18 protein-coding genes are annotated in these 21,463 nt (G+C 62.1%); 15 read left to right on the top strand and 3 right to left on the bottom strand.

Going from position 1 to position 21,463, the window contains the following annotated elements; all coding sequences use genetic code 11:
• The first annotated feature begins 22 nt into the window (after nucleotides 1–22).
• From ABH945_RS12020 to ABH945_RS12005, 4 genes are all read left to right on the top strand, one after another.
• Complete coding sequence (locus ABH945_RS12020) at nucleotides 23–847, top strand: SPOR domain-containing protein (RefSeq protein WP_074762826.1); 825 nt, start codon at nucleotides 23–25, stop codon at nucleotides 845–847.
• A gap of 155 nt (nucleotides 848–1,002) precedes the next feature.
• Nucleotides 1,003–1,641: a thiol:disulfide interchange protein DsbA/DsbL gene (locus tag ABH945_RS12015; RefSeq protein WP_074762825.1), complete on the top strand. Its 639-nt coding sequence runs from the start codon at nucleotides 1,003–1,005 to the stop codon at nucleotides 1,639–1,641.
• 15 nt (nucleotides 1,642–1,656) lie between these two features.
• Nucleotides 1,657–2,430: an SDR family oxidoreductase gene (locus ABH945_RS12010; RefSeq protein WP_429250665.1), complete on the top strand. Its 774-nt coding sequence runs from the start codon at nucleotides 1,657–1,659 to the stop codon at nucleotides 2,428–2,430.
• Nucleotides 2,431–2,855: 425 nt separating this feature from the next.
• A complete protein-coding gene (locus ABH945_RS12005) occupies nucleotides 2,856–4,442 on the top strand; it encodes an ABC transporter substrate-binding protein (protein WP_074762823.1) in 1,587 nt (528 codons plus the stop codon).
• A gap of 95 nt (nucleotides 4,443–4,537) precedes the next feature.
• Here ABH945_RS12005 and ABH945_RS12000 read toward each other — a convergent pair whose 3' ends face one another.
• Nucleotides 4,538–5,611: an MBL fold metallo-hydrolase gene (locus tag ABH945_RS12000; protein WP_429250664.1), complete on the bottom strand. Its 1,074-nt coding sequence runs from the start codon at nucleotides 5,609–5,611 to the stop codon at nucleotides 4,538–4,540.
• 203 nt (nucleotides 5,612–5,814) lie between these two features.
• On the opposite strand from ABH945_RS12000, the gene ABH945_RS11995 reads away from it, so the two are divergent.
• The 11 genes from ABH945_RS11995 to bioB all read left to right on the top strand — a co-directional run bounded on the left by ABH945_RS11995 (nucleotide 5,815) and on the right by bioB (nucleotide 19,341).
• On the top strand, nucleotides 5,815–6,228 hold the full coding sequence (locus ABH945_RS11995; RefSeq protein ID WP_429250663.1) for a MerR family transcriptional regulator: 414 nt from the start codon (nucleotides 5,815–5,817) through the stop codon (nucleotides 6,226–6,228).
• Between the two features lie 219 nt (nucleotides 6,229–6,447).
• Nucleotides 6,448–8,259 carry a bifunctional isocitrate dehydrogenase kinase/phosphatase gene (gene aceK / locus ABH945_RS11990; protein WP_429250662.1) on the top strand — a complete coding sequence of 604 codons (1,812 nt, stop codon included), beginning with the start codon at nucleotides 6,448–6,450 and terminating at the stop codon, nucleotides 8,257–8,259.
• 90 nt (nucleotides 8,260–8,349) lie between these two features.
• The gene (gene can, locus ABH945_RS11985) at nucleotides 8,350–9,126 is read left to right on the top strand and encodes a carbonate dehydratase (protein ID WP_429250661.1); all 777 of its coding nucleotides are present in this window, start codon (nucleotides 8,350–8,352) and stop codon (nucleotides 9,124–9,126) included.
• Nucleotides 9,119–10,327 carry an acetyl-CoA C-acetyltransferase gene (locus ABH945_RS11980; protein ID WP_429250660.1) on the top strand — a complete coding sequence of 403 codons (1,209 nt, stop codon included), beginning with the start codon at nucleotides 9,119–9,121 and terminating at the stop codon, nucleotides 10,325–10,327. The genes can and ABH945_RS11980 overlap by 8 nt, the downstream gene beginning before the upstream one ends.
• A 54-nt stretch (nucleotides 10,328–10,381) precedes the next feature.
• Entirely contained in the window at nucleotides 10,382–11,059 is a 678-nt protein-coding gene (locus ABH945_RS11975) for an SDR family oxidoreductase (protein WP_429250659.1), read from the top strand.
• A 61-nt stretch (nucleotides 11,060–11,120) separates the two neighbouring features.
• A complete protein-coding gene (locus tag ABH945_RS11970) occupies nucleotides 11,121–11,570 on the top strand; it encodes a YchJ family protein (protein ID WP_074762816.1) in 450 nt (149 codons plus the stop codon).
• 636 nt (nucleotides 11,571–12,206) lie between these two features.
• Complete coding sequence (locus ABH945_RS11965) at nucleotides 12,207–13,529, top strand: dienelactone hydrolase family protein (protein WP_429250658.1); 1,323 nt, start codon at nucleotides 12,207–12,209, stop codon at nucleotides 13,527–13,529.
• 1,372 nt (nucleotides 13,530–14,901) lie between these two features.
• Nucleotides 14,902–16,263, top strand: coding sequence for an adenosylmethionine--8-amino-7-oxononanoate transaminase (gene bioA / locus ABH945_RS11960; protein ID WP_429250657.1), 1,362 nt, complete (start codon nucleotides 14,902–14,904; stop codon nucleotides 16,261–16,263).
• Nucleotides 16,263–17,447, top strand: a complete 1,185-nt coding sequence (bioF, locus tag ABH945_RS11955; protein ID WP_429250656.1) for an 8-amino-7-oxononanoate synthase — start codon at nucleotides 16,263–16,265, stop codon at nucleotides 17,445–17,447. The genes bioA and bioF overlap by 1 nt, the downstream gene beginning before the upstream one ends.
• A gap of 23 nt (nucleotides 17,448–17,470) precedes the next feature.
• Complete coding sequence (bioD, locus tag ABH945_RS11950) at nucleotides 17,471–18,217, top strand: dethiobiotin synthase (RefSeq protein WP_429250655.1); 747 nt, start codon at nucleotides 17,471–17,473, stop codon at nucleotides 18,215–18,217.
• 35 nt (nucleotides 18,218–18,252) lie between these two features.
• Nucleotides 18,253–19,341: a biotin synthase BioB gene (gene bioB / locus ABH945_RS11945; protein ID WP_074762812.1), complete on the top strand. Its 1,089-nt coding sequence runs from the start codon at nucleotides 18,253–18,255 to the stop codon at nucleotides 19,339–19,341.
• A gap of 116 nt (nucleotides 19,342–19,457) precedes the next feature.
• Here bioB and ABH945_RS11940 read toward each other — a convergent pair whose 3' ends face one another.
• Both ABH945_RS11940 and ABH945_RS11935 read right to left on the bottom strand, forming a co-directional pair.
• Nucleotides 19,458–20,483 carry a sulfate ABC transporter substrate-binding protein gene (locus ABH945_RS11940; RefSeq protein ID WP_429250654.1) on the bottom strand — a complete coding sequence of 342 codons (1,026 nt, stop codon included), beginning with the start codon at nucleotides 20,481–20,483 and terminating at the stop codon, nucleotides 19,458–19,460.
• Between the two features lie 149 nt (nucleotides 20,484–20,632).
• Nucleotides 20,633–21,235 (bottom strand): RBBP9/YdeN family alpha/beta hydrolase, encoded by a 603-nt coding sequence (locus tag ABH945_RS11935; RefSeq protein ID WP_074762810.1) that lies wholly within the window; start codon nucleotides 21,233–21,235, stop codon nucleotides 20,633–20,635.
• Between the last annotated feature and the right edge of the window lie 228 nt (nucleotides 21,236–21,463).

Genomic DNA, 21,463 nt, shown 5'->3' with positions numbered 1-21,463 from the left:
GGCGGCCGTTCCAGGATTCTTTTTGCAGGTGATTCGTACGATGGCAAAACCACGCCGCACAACAAAGCAATCGAAGCAAACCGGGGGCACTTTTCTCGGCATCGTGCTGGGCCTGATCGTCGGCCTGGCGATCGCGGTAGTGGTGGCGCTGTATATCACCCGGGCACCTACGCCGTTCGTGTCGAAGGTCGCGCCGCCCGCGGCGTCAGACTCCAACGCGGGCAACACGCAATACGATCCGAACCGTCCGCTGCAAGGCAAGACGCCGGGCCAGCCGGTGCCGCAAGCCGCGCAACCGGCGCCGCCGAACACCGCGCCGGGTCAAACCAATTCGCAAACCCAGTCGGGTATCGCGGAAGAGCCGCAGATCATCGAAGTGCCGCCGTCGGCCGGCAATGCAAACGGCACGGCTGTCGCGCCGAAGCCTTCGCTGGATAACGGCAACGAAACGGCCAACGCTCCGGCTCCTGTGAAGAAGCCGCAGGCATCGAGCGCACCGGCTGCCACCGCGGCAGGTTCCGCACCGAAGACCACCACCACGGCTAACGCCAATAGCAACGCCAAGCCGGGTTCGGCTGCGGCGGCCGCACCGGCTCCGGGCGATGCGAACACCGGCTACTTCCTGCAAGTAGGCGCCTACAAGACTGCCGCCGACGCCGAACAGCAACGCGCGCGTCTTGCGTTCCAGGGCTTCGAGTCGAAGGTCACCCAGCGCGATGCAGGCGGCGTGACGTACTATCGCGTGCGTATCGGACCGTTCTCGAAATTCGAGGACATGAATTCGAATCGTCAGCGTCTGTCGGATGCTGGTGTCGATACGGCGGTCATCCGCTTCACCAAACAATAAATAAACGGTAAACCTTGGCGCGCGCAGCCAGCCGAACTATCGGCGAGCCGCGCGGGTCACAGCCCGATGGGCGATAGAACATCGTCTGACTCTGAGAAGCGGTGACGGACATTTGCGTGGCGCCACCGCTTTATTGCCAACCTGGATCACACAACATGAAAAAGCTGCTGAGCATTCTGTTTCTCTCGCTGGGCCTGATCGCCGCTACGGCGCATGCATCGCCGTCCGCGCCGGTGTCGGGCAAGGACTACACCGTGCTGGCGTCGCCGCAGCCGACCGACGTGCCGGCGGGGAAGATCGAAGTCACCGAATTCTTCTGGTACGGCTGCCCGCACTGCAACGAATTCAACCCGTACCTCGAAGCATGGGTGAAGAAGCAGGCTCCCGACGTCGTGTTCAAGCGCGTGCCGGTGGCGTTCCGCGACGACTTCATTCCGCATTCGAAGATGTACCATGCGCTCGACGCGCTGGGCGTCGCTCAGGAACTGACGCCGAAGGTGTTCAACGAAATCCACGTCAACAAGAACTATCTGCTGACGCCGGAAGATCAGGCCAAATTCCTCGCGAAGAACGGCGTCGATCCGAAGAAGTACATGGAAGCGTACAACTCGTTCTCGACGCAAAGCGCGTTGCAGAAGGACAAGAAGCTGCTCGACGACTACAAGATCGACGGCGTGCCGACGCTCGCGGTGCAAGGCAAGTATGAAACGGGTCCGGCCGCGACCGACAGCCTGCCGGGCACGATCCAGGTGCTCGACTACCTGGTCTCGCAAATCCGCGCGAAGAAGATGTAAAGACGGGGCGCCGGAATGAGTTCACCGCTGAAGGTTTTCATTACCGGCGCGTCGAGTGGCATTGGCCTCGCGCTCGCCGCCGACTACGCGGCGCGCGGCGCGATTCTCGGCCTCGTTGCCCGCCGCGGCGAAGCGCTCGCCGCGTTCCAGCAGTCCCATCCCCAGAACACTGTTTCGATCTATTCCGTCGACGTCCGCGACGCCGAAGCGCTCGCCGATGCGGCTGCGCAGTTCATCGCGCAGCACGGCTTGCCCGACGTGGTGATCGCCAATGCGGGCATCAGTCGCGGCGCGGTCACCGGGCACGGCGATCTGCGTGCGTTTCGCGAAGTGATGGACATCAATTACTTCGGCATGGTCGCCACGTTCGAGCCGTTCGCGGCCGCGATGGTCGCGGCTAAACGCGGCACGCTGGTCGGCATTGCCAGCGTCGCGAGCGTGCGGGGCTTGCCGGGGTCGGGCGCCTATAGCGCGTCGAAATCGGCGGCGCTCAAGTATCTCGAGGCATTGCGCGTCGAAATGCGGCCGCTCGGCGTGGGCGTGGTCACGATTGCCCCCGGCTATATCCGCACGCCGATGACCGAGCACAATCCGTACACCATGCCGTTCCTGATGGACGCCGACCGTTTCGCCGCCAGAGCGACGCGCGCGATCGAGCGTCAAGCGGCGTTCGCGGTGTTTCCATGGCAGATGCGTATCGTCGCAATGCTGCTGCATGTGCTGCCGCGCTGGCTCTACGATCGCGCGTTCGAACGCGCGCCGCGCAAGCCGCGCGTGGCTGCGGAATAGCGCTTGCTGGTCCGCGCGACGCCGTTCGGTCCGTCGCGCTCTTCGCCCTACTCTCCCGACTGTCTGCGTTCACGCAACCGGCTAACCAACGCCGATCACGCGCTGTTTCGCTGCGAGCCACATAGCGAACACCCACACATCCGCTCCAGCTACGCACCGCCGCAATCAGCCGCCGTCGCGTCTACACGCGCAACAGCGCCACCGCGTCCGCGAGCCCATATGGATATGTGGATTAAATTGTTGTCGCCATAATCACCCTTCGATAAGCTTTCGCGAAGGCCGCCACACGCATGGCCTGCGTCACCCGAGCCATGCGCCAGCGCCGGAAACGTATCACAATCAGGACGACGCCCAACCTCGTCCCTCGTCACCGCTACACACACAACCAGACGCACTGCCTGACTGCGCTCGTTATGGGAGAACCTATGCGCTTCAAACTGCTCGCAGCCGCCGTACTGTTCACGGCCCCCGCGCTCGTGCTCGCCAAACCGCTGACCGTCTGTACCGAGTCGAGCCCCGACGGCTTCGATGTGGTGCAGTTCAATTCGCTCGTCACGACCAACGCGTCGGCGGACGTGATCTTCAATTCGCTGGTCTCGTACGACGAAGCCGCGAAGAAAGTCGTCCCGGCGCTGGCCGACAAATGGGAAGCAAGCGCGGATGGCCTCTCATACACGTTCCATCTGCGGCCGAACGTGCAGTTCCAGACCACCGACTACTTCAAGCCCACCCGCGCGCTGAATGCCGACGACGTCGTGTTCACGTTCGAACGCATGCTCGACGAGAACAATCCGTGGCACAAGGTCGCGGGCGCAAGCGGCTTCCCGCATGCGCAGTCGATGGGCTTGCCAAAGCTCATCAAGTCGATCACCAAGGTCGACGACAACACGGTGAAGTTCGAACTGAACTCGCCGGATGCAACTTTCGTGTCGATCCTGACCATGGGTTTTGCATCGATCTATTCGGCCGAGTATGCCGACCAGTTGCTGAAGGCGGGCAAGCAGGTCGATCTGAACGCGAAGCCGATCGGCACCGGACCGTTCACGCTGAAGAGCTACACGAAAGACGCCGTGATCCGCTATGACGTGAATCCGGGCTACTGGGGGCCGAAGCCGAAGATCGACCGCCTGATCTACGCGATCACGCCGGACGCCACGGTGCGCGCGCAAAAGGTGAAAGCGGGCGAATGCCAGATCGCGTTGTCGCCGAAACCGCAGGATCTCGCCGACGCGAAGAACGACAAGTCGCTCGCGATCGTGCAAACGCCTGCGTTCATGACCGCGTTCGTCGCGTTGAACACGCAGAAGAAGCCGCTCGACAATCAGAAAGTGCGTGCCGCGCTGAACATGGCGTTCGACCGCACCACCTATCTGAAGACCGTGTTCGACAACACCGCGACCCCGGCCACGAACCCGTATCCGCCGAATACGTGGAGCTACAACAAGTCGGTGAAGCCGTGGCCGTACGATCCGGCGAAGGCGAAAAAGCTGCTCGCCGATGCGGGTTATCCGAACGGCTTCGAGACGACAATCTGGGTGCGTCCGAACGGCAGCGTGCTGAATCCGAATCCGAAAGCGGGCGCCGAATTGCTGCAAGCGGACTTCGCGAAGATCGGCGTGAAGGCGGACGTGAAGGTGATCGAATGGGGCGAGCTGATCAAGCAGGCCAAGCAGGGGCAGCACGACTCGCTGTTCATGGGCTGGGCCGGCGACAACGGCGACCCGGACAATTACCTGTCGCCGCTATTCAGCTGCAACGCGGTGAAGTCGGGCATCAACTTCGCGCGTTTCTGCGATCAGGATCTGGACAAGCTGATTGCCGACGGCAAGGCGACGCCGGATATCGCCAAACGTACGAAGGCGTATGAGCAGGCGCAGCAGATCATTCACGATCAGGCGCTGTGGATTCCGCTCGGTTACCCGACCGCGTCGGCGATTACGCGCACGAACGTGAGCGGGTATCACGTCAGTCCGTTTGGTCGCGTGAACTTTGGGGCGGTGTCGGTGCAGTAAAGCAGCGCTCGCCCGAAGGCGCGAAGGTACACAGAAGAAAGCCCGGTTTGCACAACCGGGCTTTTTTTATTGCCGCATCAATGCACTGACGTGAATCAGGCCGGCGCGAAACGAATCACTCCGTCCGCGTCCTGCGTGCGCTTCAACTCACCCGCGAGCCACAGCAGATGCAAATGCGCGAGCGCTTCGCCAAGCGCAAACGTCATCTGATGGATATCGAGTTGACGCTTGAACATCAGCGGCACGATGTCGGCGGCGCTTTGCGGTTTCTGCGCGCAGGCTTCGCGCACTTCGGCCAGCCGCGCATCGTGATGCTCGCGCAACTGACGAATACGCGTGCGCACGCCGCGAAACGGCCTGCCATGCGACGGCAGCACGAGCGTGTCTTCCGGCATCGTCTCGTAGCGTCCTAGCGATTCCAGATACAGCGCGAGCGGCGTGCCTTCCGGCTCGATGTCGAACACCGACACGTTGGTCGAAATGCGCGGCAGCACCATGTCGCCGGAAATCAGTACGCCGGTCTCTTCGCAATACAACGCGCAGTGCTCGGGCGAATGGCCGAAGCCCGTCACCACGCGCCAGGTCTTGCCGCCGATCATCACGTCGTCGGCTTCGCGCAGACGGCGGTACTGACCCGGAATCGCCGGAACGAGGCTCGAGTAGTAGCTCTTGCGATTGCGTAGCTTCTCGAGCGATTCCTCGTCGTTCAGACCATGCCGCGCGAAGTGCCGCGCCGCCGCTTCGCCGCCCGCATTGGAACCGTCCCCGGCTGCCATCACGCGGGCCTGCATGTACTCGCCTAGCGTCATCCACAGGCGCGCGTCCCAGCGCTTTTTGTCGCCGCCCGTACACACCCAGTGCGCGAGGCCGATGTGATCCGGATGGCAATGCGTGACGATCACACGCAGCACCGGCAGACCGTCGAGCACCGAGTCGAACACGGTCTCCCAGTTCTGCCTGATCGTGTCCGACGTAATGCCGCAGTCCACCACCGTCCAACCCTGCTTGCCGTCGATCTCGTCGCGCAGCAGCCACAGGTTGATGTGGTCGAGTGCGAAAGGCAGCGGCATGCGCAGCCAGAACACGCCGGGCGCGACCTGCATCGCGTGACCAGGTTCCGGCAAGGTGTCGTTGAACGGATATTGGAGTTGATGTTCGAGTGCATTCATTGGGGATGTCTTCCTCCGTCGGCTGTCCGGCATGGCGAGGTGTGCGATGCCGGTCAGCGTGGTTGTGGCGCGTTTTGCCCTGCGTTTTCGCGCTATTACGCCGTGGGTGCAGCAGTGGTTGATTTCAACTCAGGTTGACGATAACGTAAACGTCTAGATTCTATCGTTCAATCCGACTTTCTGCCCGGCCACGAGATGCCCCGATGAACACGCAATACACGATCACCGAGCTCGCGCGGGAATTCGACGTCACACCGCGCGCTATCCGTTTCTACGAAGACCAGGGTTTACTCGCGCCGAGCCGCGAAGGATCGAGCGGCTTGCGGCGCGTTTATTCCGGCCGCGATCGAACGCGTTTGAAGCTCACGCTGCGCGGCAAGCGGCTCGGTTTCACGCTGTCGGAAATCCGCGATCTGCTGGACGTGTACGAGTCGCCGACCGACACCGTGCCGCAATTGCAGGCGTTCCTTGCGACGGTGGCGCGTCATCGCGAGGTGCTCGAACGTCAGCGCGAAGACCTCGACGCCACGCTCGAAGATCTCCTGCAATATGAAGCGCAGGCGCGCGCGCTGCTTGAAAGCGGGGCAAGCGATAGCAAGCTCGGCGTGAACGAATAGCCTCAGGAAACGCGTACTGGAAAATATTTTTCGCTGGAATTGCACCGCTCATTGCATGTCGAACCGAAGCATTGAGCGAAGTTAGTCTGAAAGTCGGCGAACGCCTGCTAACGCCCACCAGGCGCGAGCGCGTGAGTCGAGCGGCGCGATGCGTCGCGGGCCCACCCGGACGATACAATCACGGGTGTCTTCACGACATGAGACGAATGCACGGTCGACATGAATCACTTCCCCAAACTGCTGTCGTCGCAAATCGGCTTCGACGTCGCCCAGACGATGCTCGAAGGATTCGACCGGCATTACCGTATTTTCCGCGACGCCGCGATTCACGCCAAAACGCTGTTCGAAACGGCCGACTGGCACGCTCTGCAAAAGCTCGCGCGTGATCGCATTACTTCGTATGACGAACGCGTTGCCGAATGCGTCGTTCTGCTCGAAGACGAATACGACGCCGAGAACATCGACAACGAAGTCTGGCAGCAGATCAAGCTGCACTACATTGGTTTATTGACCACGCATCGCCAGCCCGAATGCGCGGAAACGTTTTTCAATTCGGTGTGCTGCAAGATCCTGCACCGCTCGTATTTCAACAACGATTTCATTTTCGTGCGGCCGGCCATTTCGACCGACTATATCGAGAACGACGAACCCGCGGCGAAACCGACTTATCGCGCCTATTACCCGGGAAAAGACGGGTTGCGCGCGACGCTTGAACGGATCGTCACCAACTTCCAACTCGACCCTCCGTTCGAAGATCTGACACGCGATGTCGGCTGCGTGATGCAGGCCATTCACGAAGCGTTCGGCGCGTTCGACGAAGCGCCTAACTTCCAGATTCACGTGCTGTCGTCGCTGTTTTACCGGAACAAATCGGCGTACATCGTCGGGCGAATTATCAACGGCGATTCGCTGCTGCCGTTTGCGGTGCCGCTGCGTCATGTGAAACCCGGCGTGCTCGCACTCGACACCGTACTGCTCAAGCGTGACCAGTTGCTGATCATCTTCGGCTTTTCGCATTCGTATTTTCTTGTCGATATGGAAGTGCCGTCCGCCTATGTCGAATTTCTCGGCACGATCATGCCGGGAAAACCGAAGGCGGAAATCTATACGTCGGTGGGTTTGCAGAAGCAGGGCAAGAATCTGTTCTATCGCGATCTTCTGCATCACCTGTCGCATTCGAGCGACCGTTTTATCATCGCGCCCGGCATCAAGGGGCTGGTGATGCTGGTGTTCACGCTGCCCTCCTTTCCGTACGTTTTCAAGCTGATCAAAGACAACTTTCCGCCGCCGAAAGAAACCACGCGCGCGCAGATTCAGGCGAAATATCAGCTCGTCAAACGACACGACCGCTTAGGTCGCATGGCCGACACGCTCGAATATTCGAGCGTCGCGTTGCCCGTTTCGCGGCTCGACGAAGCGCTGGTGCGCGAACTTGAAAAGGAAGTACCGTCGCTGATCGAATACGACGGCGACAACCTGGTGATCCGGCATCTGTATATCGAACGGCGCATGGTGCCGCTCAATCTGTTCCTGCAAAACGGCAGCGACGAAGACGTGGACCGCGGCATCAGCGAGTACGGCAATGCAGTGAAAGAACTGATGCAGGCGAACATCTTTCCCGGCGACATGCTGTACAAGAATTTCGGCGTGACACGTCATGGCCGGGTCGTGTTTTACGACTACGACGAGATCGAATATCTGACCGATTGCAACGTGCGTGCGGTGCCTGCGCCACGTAACGAGGAAGACGAACTCTCGGGCGAGCCGTGGTATTCGGTTGGTCCGCACGACATTTTCCCGGAGACGTATGGCACTTTTCTGCTCGGCGACCCGCGCGTGCGCCGCGCCTTCATGCAGCATCACGCGGACTTTTTCGATCCTGCGCTGTGGCAGCGGCACAAGGATCATCTATTGAAAGGCGAACTGCCCGACTTTTTTCCGTACGACAACAGCGTGCGTTTTTGCGTGCGATATCCCGAGCGTTTCGCACCCGCCCCCGCTGACGACGAACGCAACATGCGAGCCGCGTGATACGCGTGCATCGCCCGAACCTTATGTAACGACTTCGACCGCCTGAATCGCCTGAACGCGTCGGCCGGTCGATCAACCACAAGACGCAACATGACCACGAACGCATCCAATTCTTCCCATCCGCTCGCGCATCTTTTCGAGAACAACGACGCATGGGTCTCGCGCAAGTTGTCCGAAGATCCCGAGTTCTTCTCGCGTCTCGCGCATCAGCAGGCGCCCGAATATCTGTGGATCGGCTGCTCCGATTCGCGCGTGCCCGCGAACCAGATCATCGGCCTGCCGCCGGGCGAAGTGTTCGTGCACAGAAACATCGCGAACGTGGTCGTGCATACCGATCTGAACTGTCTGTCGGTGATCCAGTTCGCGGTCGATCTGTTGAAGGTCAAGCACATCATGGTGGTCGGCCACTACGGCTGCTCGGGCGTGGCCGCAGCACTTCACGGCCGCCGCGTGGGTCTCGCGGATAACTGGCTCGCTCACGTGCAGGACGTGCGCACCAAGCACGCGGCCCTGATCGAGGAGTGGCCGATTGGTGAAGTGCGTCATCGACGCCTGGTCGAACTGAATACGATTGAGCAGGTGATGAACGTGTGCCGCACGACCATCGTCAACGATGCGTGGGCGCGCGGCCAGGAATTGACCGTGCACGGCTGGGCGTATGGCGTGCACGACGGCAAGGTGCGCAATCTCGGCATGACGGTCGGCGACGCCGCGTCGCTCGAATCGACGTACAGGGAGTGCGTCGCGGCAGTGTCGGCAACCGGCGCGCACAAAACGGACAACGACATGGTCGCGGCCGATGCCGCGCAACTGGGCGACGTGCCGGCTATCGTCGAAGGTGTGATCAAGGAGCTAAAACATGAGTGAGACAAACATGAATGCAAACCAGGTTGATCCGATTGTCATCGTCGGTGTGGCACGCACGCCGATGGCCGCGTTTCAGGGCGACTTCGCCGCGCTCACCGCGCCTCAGCTAGGCTCGGCCGCGATCGAAGCCGCCGTCCAGCGCGCGGGGCTGAAGCCCGAGCAGATCGATGAAGTGGTGATGGGTTGCGTGCTGCCCGCCGGCCTCGGCCAGGCGCCCGCGCGTCAGGCGGCGCTCGGTGCGGGCTTGCCGTTGAGCACGGGCAGCACGACGGTCAACAAGATGTGCGGCTCCGGCATGCGCGCGGCGATGTTCGCGCACGACATGCTCGCAGCAGGTTCGGTCGACGTGATCGTCGCGGGCGGCATGGAGAGCATGACGAATGCGCCTTACCTGTTGCCGAAGGCGCGTGGCGGCATGCGTATGGGACATGGCCAGGTGATCGACCATATGTTCTACGACGGCCTCGAAGACGCGTACGAAAAAGGCCGCCTGATGGGCACCTTCGCCGAGGAATGCGCATCGTCGTTCGACTTCACGCGCGAGGCGCAGGACGCGTTCGCGGTCGAGTCGCTGAATCGCGCAAAACGCGCGAACGAAGACGGTTCGTTCGCATGGGAAATCGCGCCGGTGAAAGTGGCGAGCCGCAAAGGCGAAGTCAGCATCGATCGCGACGAACAGCCGTTCAAAGCCAACCTCGACAAGATCCCGACGCTGAAGCCCGCGTTCAGCAAAACCGGTACCGTGACGGCGGCCAATTCGTCATCGATTTCAGACGGCGCGGCCGCGCTCGTGATGATGCGCGAATCGACGGCGAAGCGGCTCGGCGTCGAGCCGATTGCGCGCGTGGTCGGCCATTCGACTTTCGCGCAGGAACCGGCGAGGTTCACCACCGCGCCGGTCGGCGCGATTCGCAAGCTGTTCGAGAAAAACGGCTGGCGTGCCGATGAAGTCGATCTGTATGAAGTCAACGAAGCGTTCGCCGTCGTGACGATGGCAGCGATGAAGGAACACCGTCTGCCGCACGACAAGGTCAACGTGAACGGCGGCGCTTGCGCACTCGGCCATCCGATTGGCGCATCGGGCGCGCGCATTCTCGTGACGCTGATCGGCGCGCTGAAAAAACGCGGACTGAAGCGCGGCGTGGCGACGTTGTGCATCGGCGGCGGCGAAGCCACGGCAATGGGTATCGAACTGGTTTAACACGCTATTCGCGGTGCTTTTCAAACCGCGCTTTTAAACAGATTGAGGTATTCGATGAAGACAGTGTTGATCGTCGGTGCATCGCGGGGCATCGGCCAGGAATTCGTTCGGCAATACAAAAAGAGCGGCTGGCGCGTGCTCGCCACCGCGCGCGACGGCGCAGCGCTCGATGCATTGAAAGAACTCGGCGCGGAAACTTTCGAAGTCGATGTGACCGAACCTCAGGACATCGCCGCGCTCGGCTGGAAGCTCGACGGTGAGCGGCTCGATACGGCGATCGTCGTATCGGGCGTGTACGGTCCGAAAACCGAAGGCATCGAAACAGTTACTGCCGAAGACTTCGATCACGTGATGCGCACCAACGTGCGCGGTCCGATGCAGTTGATGCCGATCCTGCTGCCGCTGGTCGAAGACGCGGGCGGCGTATTCGCGGTGATTTCGAGCAAGATGGGCAGCATCAGCGATACGAGCGGCACGACCGGCTGGCTGTATCGCGCGAGCAAGGCGGCGTTGAACGACGCGCTGAAGCTGGCCTCGCTCGACGCACAGCGCGCAACGTGCGTGTCGTTGCATCCGGGCTGGGTGCGCACCGACATGGGCGGCGCACAGGCAGCGATCGATCCCGCGCGCAGTGTTACCGGCATGCGTGATGTGCTCGCGCAGGCCGCTGCATCGCGCGATGCGTTCAACGGCCGCTTCTATCAATACGACGGCACGCCGCTCGACTGGTAAAAGGGCGCTGCGGCGCTTGCAGTGGAAACTCCGATCGTTCGCGATCCTCGCTAAAAGTCCAATGAATAAGCAACTGTTGTCGATGCAACGACCATCCGATTGTCCCTGCGGCGGCGCCGCGCCCGATCAGCGCAACGGGGCCAAAGCGCCCCGCTTCGCGCAATGTTGCGGCCGCTACATTGACGGCGGCGAAACCGCACCTCGCGCGCTCGAACTGATGCGCTCGCGTTACAGCGCGTATGTTGTCGGGGCAACGAATTATCTGCGGGCCACGTGGGCGCCCCACACCTGCCCCGCCGATCTCGACGCAGACCCCGCCGCCCCCGATGCGCCGCGCTGGCTCGGACTGCAGATCAAGGCATTCGCCGAGACCGACGACCGGCATGCGACCGTCGAATTCGTCGCACGATACAAGGTGGGCGGCCGCGCGCACCGGCTGCACGAGTTGAGCCGCTTTGTACGCGGCGATGACGGACGCTGGCTCTATGTCGACGGCGACGTCAGCGAATAAGCGCGACGACCGCCTCTGCGAGCGTTTCCAAATATTTCGTTCGACAAGTTGATCGCATTGCGCCTTGTTCGTTAGCGCCGCGCGTCCCGCAACGACCCCGACCCTTCCTTCTGCATTCACATAAGGCCCTGATATCAGGGCTTTTTTTCGTGTTGGCTCGACACCACAGCCAGCACCTTTCCTTCGATTACTTCGTGCAGCCAATCACCGCCGCGCCCTGCTGGCCCGTGGGCTCATCGAATGAAAAAGCTTGCGGCAAATTTTTCGTCGCGGGTTCTCCTTGATTGCACAAAACAAAATTGTCGTGCCAGGATGAGGCCGTAGCTTCATGACGTCACATTGCGAGAGGCGCTCCATAGCGGCTCCGCAAAATGCGCAGGGGGTCCTGCCGTTCACCAGAGAGTGTGGGTTCGGCGGCGGTCCCAGGCAGCAAGGTGGCGCTCATCATCGGCGCGTGGGGTCGCGTCGGCCGTTTGGGTTCATCCCGTGCGATCTCGATTAGCGTGCGTGCGCATAGCGCACTCCGTACGCGAGTGTGTTTTTGTTTGTCGAAAATGCGGACGAAAGGAAAACGTCAGCAATATTCCGGCGAACGGCGCACGGTGTTCAGGGCAGGTTTTAGAGGTGGGTGCGTCAATGGTGTTCAGCAAGGTTCTGACGAAGTGTGTGGTGATCTGTGCAGCGGCTACGTGCGCTGTCGCAGTCGCGCATGCCGATCCGCTCGCCGCCTCTCTCGCCGATGCGCGCACCGCTTCGCTCGCCGACAACCAGCCGGGTCCGCTGACACGCGCACACGTGCCGCGTATTGCGCTCGACGACGTCTATCTGCCCACGGCGAGCCTCAACGAAAAGATCATCCGCGTGCCGGTCGATGCCGACGGCACGATCACGCTCGAAACCACGATCTACAAACCGGACGGCCCAGGCCCGTTTCCGATGATCGTGTTCAACCACGGCAAGATTCCTGGCGATCCGCGCACTCAGGAACGCAGCGATCCGCTGCCGTTCGCACGCGAATTCGTCCGTCGCGGCTATGTGGTGGTCGCACCGAACCGTCAGGGCTTCGGCCATTCCGACGGCGCGTATGAACAGGATGGCTGCGACGTCGAACGCAATGGCCTCGGTCAGGCCGGCGACGTGGCGGCAACGATCAGCTACATGTCGAAGCAGCCTTACGTGGATGCGACGCATATCGTCGTCGCCGGCACATCGCACGGCGGTTTGGCGACGATGGCCTACGGCACCGAAGCCGCGCCCGGCGTGCGGGCACTGATCAATTTCTCGGGCGGTTTGCGGCAGGATGCGTGTACCGACTGGCAGGGCAATCTGACGCGCGCGTTTGGCGCTTACGGCGAGAAGACCACGGTACCGTCGCTGTGGATGTACGGCGATAACGATTCGGTCTGGAATGCGCCGCTGGTCGCGGGCATGTACGCCGCGTTTGGCGCGCACGGTGCGAGCGCGAAGATGGTCGATTACGGCAGCTACAAGAACGACGCGCACCGCCTGGTCGGCGATCGGGATGGCGTGCATGTGTGGTGGCCGGCTGTCGAGGCGTTTCTGGCGCGGGTAGGCATGCCGACGGGCGTGCGGTATCAGGTGTCCGATCCGTCGCTGCCGAGCGCGAGCGGCTTTGCTGCGGTCGATGCGGTCGACGCCGTGCCGTATGTCGACGAAGCGGGTCGCGCGGGATATCGGAACTTCCTGCATCAGTATCCGAGCCGCGCGTTTGCCGTGTCGGATTCGGGGGCGTGGTCGTGGGCTGAAGGCGGGGACGATCCGATGTCGGTGGCGGTGGCGAATTGCCAGAAGCAGAGTGCTGTGCCTTGCCGGTTGTATGCGGTGGATAATTCGGTGGTCTGGGGGAAGGAGTCTTCGCAGACGGCGGATGGTGGCGGTCGGGGTACTGATTCTGCTGCTGCCGATGAAGGGCAGCGGGCTATTGCTAGTCGGAACTAGGTTGCGCGGGGCGCTTGGTTTTGGGTGTGCTCCTAAGGTGTTGGCCTTTCCTTGAAGTCACGGTGGTCTATTAGCGTTGCCCCTGTGCGGGGCGGCACTTACTTTCTTTGCCGCCGCAAAGAAAGTAAGCAAAGAAAGCGGGCTTTACCCCGCTAGCTCTTAAGCGGGTCCCCTGGCTTGGAGGGGGCATTGGTACATCTGGAATCGGTGCCCCCGCACACTCCACCTCAGTGACACAGCAGTCATTCTTCCGGCGACGCTCCGCGCGCCGTCGCGGTCGTTCATCAAACCAATCGATATCCCTGGCGCCCACAATACTTCTATCGTCCGGTCGCAGACAACCGCGTAGCAATTCCCGCATCAATCCTCACCCCTTCCGCACTTCACCAGCTACCGTGCACCGCACGCCAATCGGGCCGTTCGACGCGTGCGGTCAGTTAGTTGCCTTTAGTGCGGAGAAGACTTGCTGCTTCTTCTCTCTCTGCGTCCTGGCGTGTTCGCATTGCTCCATTGCATGTCGTCACGAATGCGGGGCAACGGTCCCTCGACACCTGAACAAAAACCGCTGGTTTCCCAAGCAGACCCCTCCGCGACGCACGTAGTGCGGAGTGGGAGCGAATGACTGCCTTGTCACGAACGCGGAGTGCGCGGGAGCACCGATTCCAGATGCACCACTGCCCCCTCCAAGCCAGGGGACCCGCTTAATGGTTAGCGGTGTGAGCCCGCTTTCTTTGCTTACTTTCTTTGCGGCGGCAAAGAAAGTGAGTGCCGCCCCGCACAGGGGCAACGCTAATAGACCACCGTGACATCAAGGAAAGGCCAACACCCCGAAGAACACCGCCAAAGGGCGCAGCCCACAAAAGCTCAACCCCCGCCCCGCACAGGGGCAGTGCTAATAGACCACCGTGAAAGCAAGGAAAGGCCAACACAGCCAAGACCACAACGGCAACGCCAATAAACCACCGTGGCCACAAAAAAGCCAACACCGCAAAGAACCCACCCCCTAGCCCAAAAAACAAAAACAGACCAACACCCCAAAAAAAACCAAAAACCCCAAAAGCCGGCCCGCAGGGCCCAAACCTCCCCCATAAGGTCCAACCACTTTGCCGTCGCTAACTCCGCCCATCAGCGACCTTCCCGCCCGAACTGAACGCACCTGCTCCAAACATCGCCAAACCCCCGCCCAGCATGGAAAACAGCCCCTCCAACAGCTAGTGCAGAACCCCAAATAAACCGCTAATCTCGACCCCGCACGCCCGCCAAAAGCCGCGCGCCGCGCGCAAAAACCAGGCGCATCGTCCCTGACAGGGCCCTAAAAAGCCCCCGCGCAGCGGCAAAAAACGCGGCAAAAAAGCACCGTTGGAGTACCCCTTTGGAAAACTCAGCAGCACAATCCGTCGCCCCGGAAGATTGGGTCGCCCGCAGTCTGCGTGCCGTATGGCACCCCTGCACCCAGATGAAGCACCACGAGCGCCTGCCGCTGATCCCCGTCGCGCGCGGACAGGGCGCGTGGCTCTACGATCGCGCCAACCACCGTTATCTGGATGCAATCAGCTCCTGGTGGGTCAACCTGTTCGGCCACGCGAACCCGCGCATCAACGCGGCGCTGAAAGATCAGCTCGACACCCTCGAACACGCGATGCTCGCCGGCTGCACCCACGAGCCGGCCATCGAACTCGCGGAGCGCCTGCACGCGCTCACCGGCAACACGCTCGGCCATGCGTTCTTCGCGTCGGATGGCGCGTCCGCCGTCGAGATCGCGCTGAAAATGAGCTTCCACTCATGGCGCAATCGCGGTTTCGCGGATAAGCAGGAATTCGTCTGCATCGCCAACAGCTACCACGGCGAGACCATCGGCGCGCTCGGCGTCACCGACGTCGCGCTGTTCAAAGACGCGTACGACCCGCTGATCCGCAACGCGCACGTCGTCGCGTCCCCCGACGCTCGCCTCGCGCAACCCGGCGAATCCGCCGCCGACGTCGCCCGCGGCGCGCTCGACCACGTTCGCGCGCTGTTCGACTCACGCGCAACGAAAATCGCCGCGCTGATCGTCGAGCCGCTCGTGCAATGCGCGGCCGGCATGGCGATGCACGATCCGTCGTACATCGCCGGCCTGCGCGCGCTGTGCGACGAGTACAGCGTGCATCTGATCGCCGACGAAATCGCGGTCGGCTGCGGCCGCACCGGCACTTTCTTCGCGTGCGAACAAGCGGGCATCTGGCCGGATTTTCTGTGTCTGTCGAAAGGGATTAGCGGCGGTTATCTGCCGCTGTCGATCGTGTTGTCGCGCGATGAAATCTACGCGGCCTTCTATCACGACGACACCGCGCGCGGCTTCCTGCATTCGCACTCGTACACCGGCAATCCGCTCGCCTGCCGTGCAGCGCTGGCCACGCTCGACCTGTTCGCGAGCGACAACGTGCTCGCCGTCAACGCGCAGAAATCCACGAAACTGAAAGCCGCGCTCGCTCCTCTCGCCGATCACAAGCAAGTGCGTAATCTGCGCAACTGCGGCACGATCTTCGCGTTCGACGCCGTGATCGACGACGCGCAGCACGCGAAAACTTTCTCGCGCCGCTTCTTCGAAAACGCGTTGCAACGCGAACTGCTGCTGCGCCCGATCGGCACCACGGTGTACCTGATGCCGCCATACATCCTCAATGACGAAGAACTCGCGCTGCTCGCCTCGCGCACGCGCGACACCTTCGACGCCACACTCGCGGAGGCGCGCTGATGCATCTGCTGGACACCCTCGCGCAAGGTCTGAAAGAGATCGACGAACGCGGGCTGCGCCGTCGTCGTCGCACCGCCGACACGCCATGCGCCGCGCACATGACCGTCGACGGCCGCGAGATGATCGGCTTCGCCAGTAACGACTATCTCGGCTTGGCCGCGCATCCGTTGCTGATCGAAGCCATCGCCGAAGGCGCGCGGCGCTACGGCGCGGGCAGCGGCGGCTCGCATTTGCTCGGCGGCCACTCGCGCTCGCACGCGCAACTCGAAGACGACCTCGCGGAGTTCACCGGCGGCTTCGTCGACAACCCGCGCGCGCTCTACTTCAGCACCGGCTATATGGCGAATCTCGCGACGCTCACCGCGCTCGCGGGCCGCGGCACGACGCTCTTTTCCGATGCGCTGAATCACGCGTCGCTGATCGACGGAGCGCGTCTGTCGCGCGCGGAGGTGCAGATCTATCCGCACTGCGATATGGACGCGTTGAGCGCGATGCTCGACGCGTCGGACGCCGAAGTAAAAGTGATCGTCTCCGATACCGTGTTCAGCATGGATGGCGATATCGCGCCGCTGCCGCGTCTGCTGGAACTCGCGGAACAGCACGGCGCGTGGCTGATCGTCGACGATGCGCACGGCTTCGGTGTGCTCGGTCCGCAAGGACGGGGCGCGGTTGCGCAGGCCGCGTTGCGCTCGCCGAATCTCATTTCGATCGGCACGCTCGGCAAGGCCGCGGGCGTCTCGGGCGCATTCGTCACCGCGCACGAGACCGTGATCGAATGGCTGGTGCAGCGCGCGCGTCCGTACATCTTCACGACGGCGTCGGTGCCCGCTGCGGCGCACGCGGTGTCGGCGAGCTTGCGGATTATCGGCGGCGAGGAAGGCGACGAACGGCGTGCGCATCTTCAGCAATTGATCGAGCGCACGCGCGCGATGCTGAAAGCCACTCCGTGGATTCCCGTCGATTCGCACACTGCCGTGCAACCGCTGATCATCGGTGCAAACGATGCGACGCTCGACATCGCGGCCACGCTCGATCGCGCGGGGCTGTGGGTGCCCGCCATTCGTCCGCCCACGGTGCCGTCCGGCACGTCGCGTTTGCGCATTTCGCTGTCGGCGGCGCACTCGCACGCGGATCTCGACCGGCTCGAAGCCGGCTTGCAGCAAGTCGCTGCGCAACCGGTATGAACGGTCTTAAAAGCATCAACGGTATGAACAAAAACGCACTCTCTTTATTCGTCACCGGTACCGATACGGAAATCGGCAAGACCTTCGTTTCGTCGGCCCTGTTGCGCGGATTTGTCCGCGAAGGCCTGCAAGCCGCCGCGATGAAACCGATCGCCGCCGGCGCGTTCGAACTGGACGGCGTGCTGCACAACGAGGACGCGGATCAACTGGACGCCGCGTCGAACGTGTTGCTGCCGCCGGACATGCGCACGCCGTATCTGCTGAAGGAACCCGCAGCGCCGCATATCGCCGCCGCGCTGGAAAACGTGACGTTCGACGTCGACCATATCGTCGATTGCCATGCGCAAGCTGTGCAGCGCGCGGACATCGTCGTGGTCGAAGGCGTCGGCGGATTTCGCGTGCCGTTGACGGCGACGCAGGACACCGCCGATCTCGCCGTCGCGCTGAAGCTGCCGGTCGTGCTGGTGGTCGGCATGCGCCTCGGCTGCATCAGCCATGCGCTGTTGACCGCCGAAGCCATCGCTTCACGCGGCTTGACGCTCGCGGGCTGGGTCGCGAATCGCGTCGATCCCGACATGACGTTCCCCGACGAAAACATCGCGTCGATCCGCGAGCATCTCGCGCGCGAACACGACGCGCCGCTGCTCGGCATCGTGCCGCACCTGAGCCCGGCATCGCCCGAACTCGCGGCCGACCAACTCGATATCAACCGTCTTTTGCAGACGTTGCGCGCATTGCAGTCTGAAACACAGACCCACGCGCAACGCTGATCCCAAACATCCCATCTATCCAAGAGGATTGCCCTATGACGCATCTGAACATCACCCCGACGGCAGCCGATGCAGCCGCAGCCAACAACAACGCCAACGCGGCAGCCGCCGAAGCAAAGCAGGTCGCGCGCTGGCGCGTCGCCGATATCGTCGCGCTGTACGAACTGCCGTTCAACGACCTGATGTTCCGCGCCCAGCAAACGCACCGCGAACATTTCGACGCGAACACCGTGCAACTGTCGACGCTGCTGTCGATCAAGACCGGCGGCTGCGAGGAAGATTGCGCGTACTGTCCGCAATCGGTGCATCACGACACGGGCCTCGCTGCCGACAAGCTGATGCCGGTCGACGAAGTGCTCGCCGCCGCGAAGGTCGCGAAAGAAAACGGCGCGACACGCTTCTGCATGGGCGCTGCGTGGCGCAATCCGAAGGACCGTCACCTCGAGCCGATCAAGGACATGATTCGCGGCGTGAAGGCGATGGGCCTCGAAACCTGCGTGACGCTCGGCATGCTCGAAACGCACCAGGCGCAAGCGCTGCGCGATGCGGGCCTCGACTACTACAATCACAACCTCGATACGTCGCCGGAGTTCTACGGTCAGATCATTTCGACACGCACGTATCAGGACCGTCTCGACACGCTCGAACGTGTGCGCGATGCGGGTATCAACGTGTGCTGCGGCGGGATTGTGGGCTTGGGCGAATCGCGTCGTGAGCGCGCCGGTCTGATCACGCAACTGGCGAACATGGAGCCGTATCCGGAATCGGTGCCTATCAACAATCTGGTTCAGGTCGAAGGCACGCCGTTGACCGGCACGGAAGCCATCGATCCGTTCGAATTCGTGCGCACGATCGCGGTTGCGCGTATCACGATGCCGAAGGCGATGGTGCGTCTGTCGGCGGGTCGCGAGCAGATGGACGAAGCGTTGCAGGCGCTGTGCTTCCTCGCCGGCGCGAACTCGATTTTCTACGGCGATCAGTTGCTGACCACCAGCAATCCGCAAGCGGAAGCCGATCGCAAACTGCTCGAACGCCTCGGCATTCGCGCCGAAGCGTCGCAGCAGATGCCGCTGGATCAAAGCGGTTGCGAGCATGGCTGCGACAAGCACGCCGCGCCGAACTGAGCGTGAACATTGAACGGCAACGCGGGCAGTAAAACGCTCGCGTGAATGCATGAATAAAAAAGGGCCGCGTGTCTCACGACACGCGGCCCTTCTCACATCAAAATCAAACTCCCGGCTTACTTCTTGTCGACGATGATCTGGTCGAACGTGCCGCCATCGGAGAAATGAGTTTGTTGCGCTTTTTGCCAGCTACCGAACATCTCTTCGACGGTGAAGGTTTTGATCGGCTTGAACTCGGCGGCATGTTTAGCCAGCACGTTCTTGTCACGCGGACGCAGATGATGCTGCGCGATGATTTCCTGCGCGGCCGGCGACCACAGATAGTCCAGATACGCCTGCGCTTCCTTGCGCGTGCCGCGCTTGTCGACCACCTTGTCGACGATCGTCACCGGCGGTGCGGCCAGCAAACTCACCGACGGATACACCGCCTCGAAATTGCCCGCGCCCACGCCCGTGTCGATCAGCGAGACTTCGTTTTCGAACGTCACCAGCACGTCGCCGATACCGCGTTGCGTGAACGTAGTCGTCGCGCCACGACCGCCCGTATCGAGCACCGGCACGTTCTTGAAGATCGCCTTTTCGAAGTCGAGCGCCTGCGCATCGGTGCCGCCGTGCTGCTTGCGGAAACCCCACGCGGCGAGATACGCATAGCGCCCATTGCCCGACGTCTTCGGATTCGCGATCACCACCTGCACGCCCGGCTTCGCGAGGTCGTCCCAGTCCTTGATGTGCTTCGGGTTGCCCTTGCGCACGAGGAACACCATCGTCGTGGTGTACGGCGCGCTGTCGTCCGGCAGACGTGCGCGCCAGTTGGCCGGCACCAGTTGCCCCTTTTCCGCGAGCAGGTCGATGTCGTTAGGCTGGTTCATCGTCACGACGTCGGCCTGCAGTCCTTGCAGCACCGACAGCGCCTGCGCGCTCGACGCGCCATGCGACTGGCGGATCGACACGGTCTCGCCGCTCTTCTGTTTGTAGGCCGTGACAAAACCGGCGTTGATGTCTTTGTACAACTCGCGCGTCACGTCGTACGACACGTTGAGCAACGACGTGTCGGCGTGTGCCGTCGACAGCGTTCCCAACGCGAGCGTGATTGCCGTCATGCCGGCTGCGAGCCAGCGCGAAGTCCCCGTCTTGCCTGCCATCTTGTCCCCGCCTTTCGATGATAAAAACCGGTCGCCGCACGAATATGCAGCGTGAAGCGGGATTCTAACGGATTGCTTACCAGCTCGACCGCGGTCCCGGCGCGTCTTTTGACAGGTCTTCAATGCGCCGCAATGCCCACCGATTTCGTTCAAACGAACGCGTGCTGCGCGACCTCGAATGTGTCTTCGCGAAAGCGCAGCGGTGCAGCGCAATGCACGAGCGTATCGATGAAATATTTTGCGCGCGGCCACGGACCGTAACCGGCTGCCGTGTTGATATGCCCTGCATCGCCGAGATTCACGAACGCGCTGCCGAAACGCTGCGCAAGTTCACGCGAACCGGCCAGCGACATCCACGGATCGGTTTCGCTGCCGATCAGAATCGACGGCACGCCGAGACGCCGCGCCTCGAAAGGTCCGGCAAACGCGAATTTCTGCGGACTCGCGGGCGCGACGAACAGCACGCCGACGACATCGTTCGCATACGACGACTGCGCCAACGCATGCGCGGTCGCCAGGCAGCCGAAGCTATGCGCGGCCAGCACGAACGGCCCGCGCTCGCGCGCGAGCAGATCGCGCAACGACTGGGCCCATTGCGCGACATCGGGTGCATCCCAATCGGCCTGCTCGACGCGCAGCGAACGCGCGAACTGACGCTCCAGCCATGTCTGCCAATGCGCGCCTTCACTGCCGTGCAGGCCGGGAACGGTGACGAGTCGCGGCGGCCATGTCGATTTGGTGCATGAAAGCATGTCGGTGCCTCGCTGCGGGAATCCGGGAAATGATTGTCACGCGCCGAGCCTCGGGGATGAACCAAGTTTTTGTGCTTTGGTTATGGGGCAATTGCGGCCAACCACCGTAGCCGCCGTGGCAAATCGGACCCGCCGTGCCCAACTGGCGCGCGCGCCGCCGTTCCGCACGTCCGTTCGCAATCGCGCGCGATCGGCGTCGAAAAAGTAGAATGAAGCTTCCATCGACGA

Origin of the sequence: Paraburkholderia sp. GAS333, assembly GCF_050435665.1 — a bacterium.
GTDB lineage: Bacteria > Pseudomonadota > Gammaproteobacteria > Burkholderiales > Burkholderiaceae > Paraburkholderia > Paraburkholderia fungorum_A.
The sequence above is the reverse complement of the archived record's forward strand: the minus strand, read 5'-3'. Positions and strand labels throughout refer to the sequence as shown.

What these genes read in the sequence shown, in the direction of transcription:
- bioB (WP_074762812.1), top strand. Translation starts at nt 18,253, where the DNA reads ATGACGCATCTGAACATCACCCCGACGGCAGCCGATGCAGCCGCAGCC.
- bioD (WP_429250655.1), top strand. Translation starts at nt 17,471, where the DNA reads ATGAACAAAAACGCACTCTCTTTATTCGTCACCGGTACCGATACGGAA.
- ABH945_RS11965 (WP_429250658.1), top strand. Translation starts at nt 12,207, where the DNA reads ATGGTGTTCAGCAAGGTTCTGACGAAGTGTGTGGTGATCTGTGCAGCG.
- ABH945_RS12000 (WP_429250664.1), bottom strand. Translation starts at nt 5,611, where the DNA reads ATGAATGCACTCGAACATCAACTCCAATATCCGTTCAACGACACCTTG.
- ABH945_RS11940 (WP_429250654.1), bottom strand. Translation starts at nt 20,483, where the DNA reads ATGGCAGGCAAGACGGGGACTTCGCGCTGGCTCGCAGCCGGCATGACG.
- ABH945_RS12005 (WP_074762823.1), top strand. Translation starts at nt 2,856, where the DNA reads ATGCGCTTCAAACTGCTCGCAGCCGCCGTACTGTTCACGGCCCCCGCG.
- aceK (WP_429250662.1), top strand. Translation starts at nt 6,448, where the DNA reads ATGAATCACTTCCCCAAACTGCTGTCGTCGCAAATCGGCTTCGACGTC.
- ABH945_RS11975 (WP_429250659.1), top strand. Translation starts at nt 10,382, where the DNA reads ATGAAGACAGTGTTGATCGTCGGTGCATCGCGGGGCATCGGCCAGGAA.
- bioF (WP_429250656.1), top strand. Translation starts at nt 16,263, where the DNA reads ATGCATCTGCTGGACACCCTCGCGCAAGGTCTGAAAGAGATCGACGAA.
- ABH945_RS12010 (WP_429250665.1), top strand. Translation starts at nt 1,657, where the DNA reads ATGAGTTCACCGCTGAAGGTTTTCATTACCGGCGCGTCGAGTGGCATT.
- ABH945_RS11970 (WP_074762816.1), top strand. Translation starts at nt 11,121, where the DNA reads ATGAATAAGCAACTGTTGTCGATGCAACGACCATCCGATTGTCCCTGC.
- can (WP_429250661.1), top strand. Translation starts at nt 8,350, where the DNA reads ATGACCACGAACGCATCCAATTCTTCCCATCCGCTCGCGCATCTTTTC.
- ABH945_RS12015 (WP_074762825.1), top strand. Translation starts at nt 1,003, where the DNA reads ATGAAAAAGCTGCTGAGCATTCTGTTTCTCTCGCTGGGCCTGATCGCC.
- ABH945_RS11980 (WP_429250660.1), top strand. Translation starts at nt 9,119, where the DNA reads ATGAGTGAGACAAACATGAATGCAAACCAGGTTGATCCGATTGTCATC.
- ABH945_RS11995 (WP_429250663.1), top strand. Translation starts at nt 5,815, where the DNA reads ATGAACACGCAATACACGATCACCGAGCTCGCGCGGGAATTCGACGTC.
- ABH945_RS11935 (WP_074762810.1), bottom strand. Translation starts at nt 21,235, where the DNA reads ATGCTTTCATGCACCAAATCGACATGGCCGCCGCGACTCGTCACCGTT.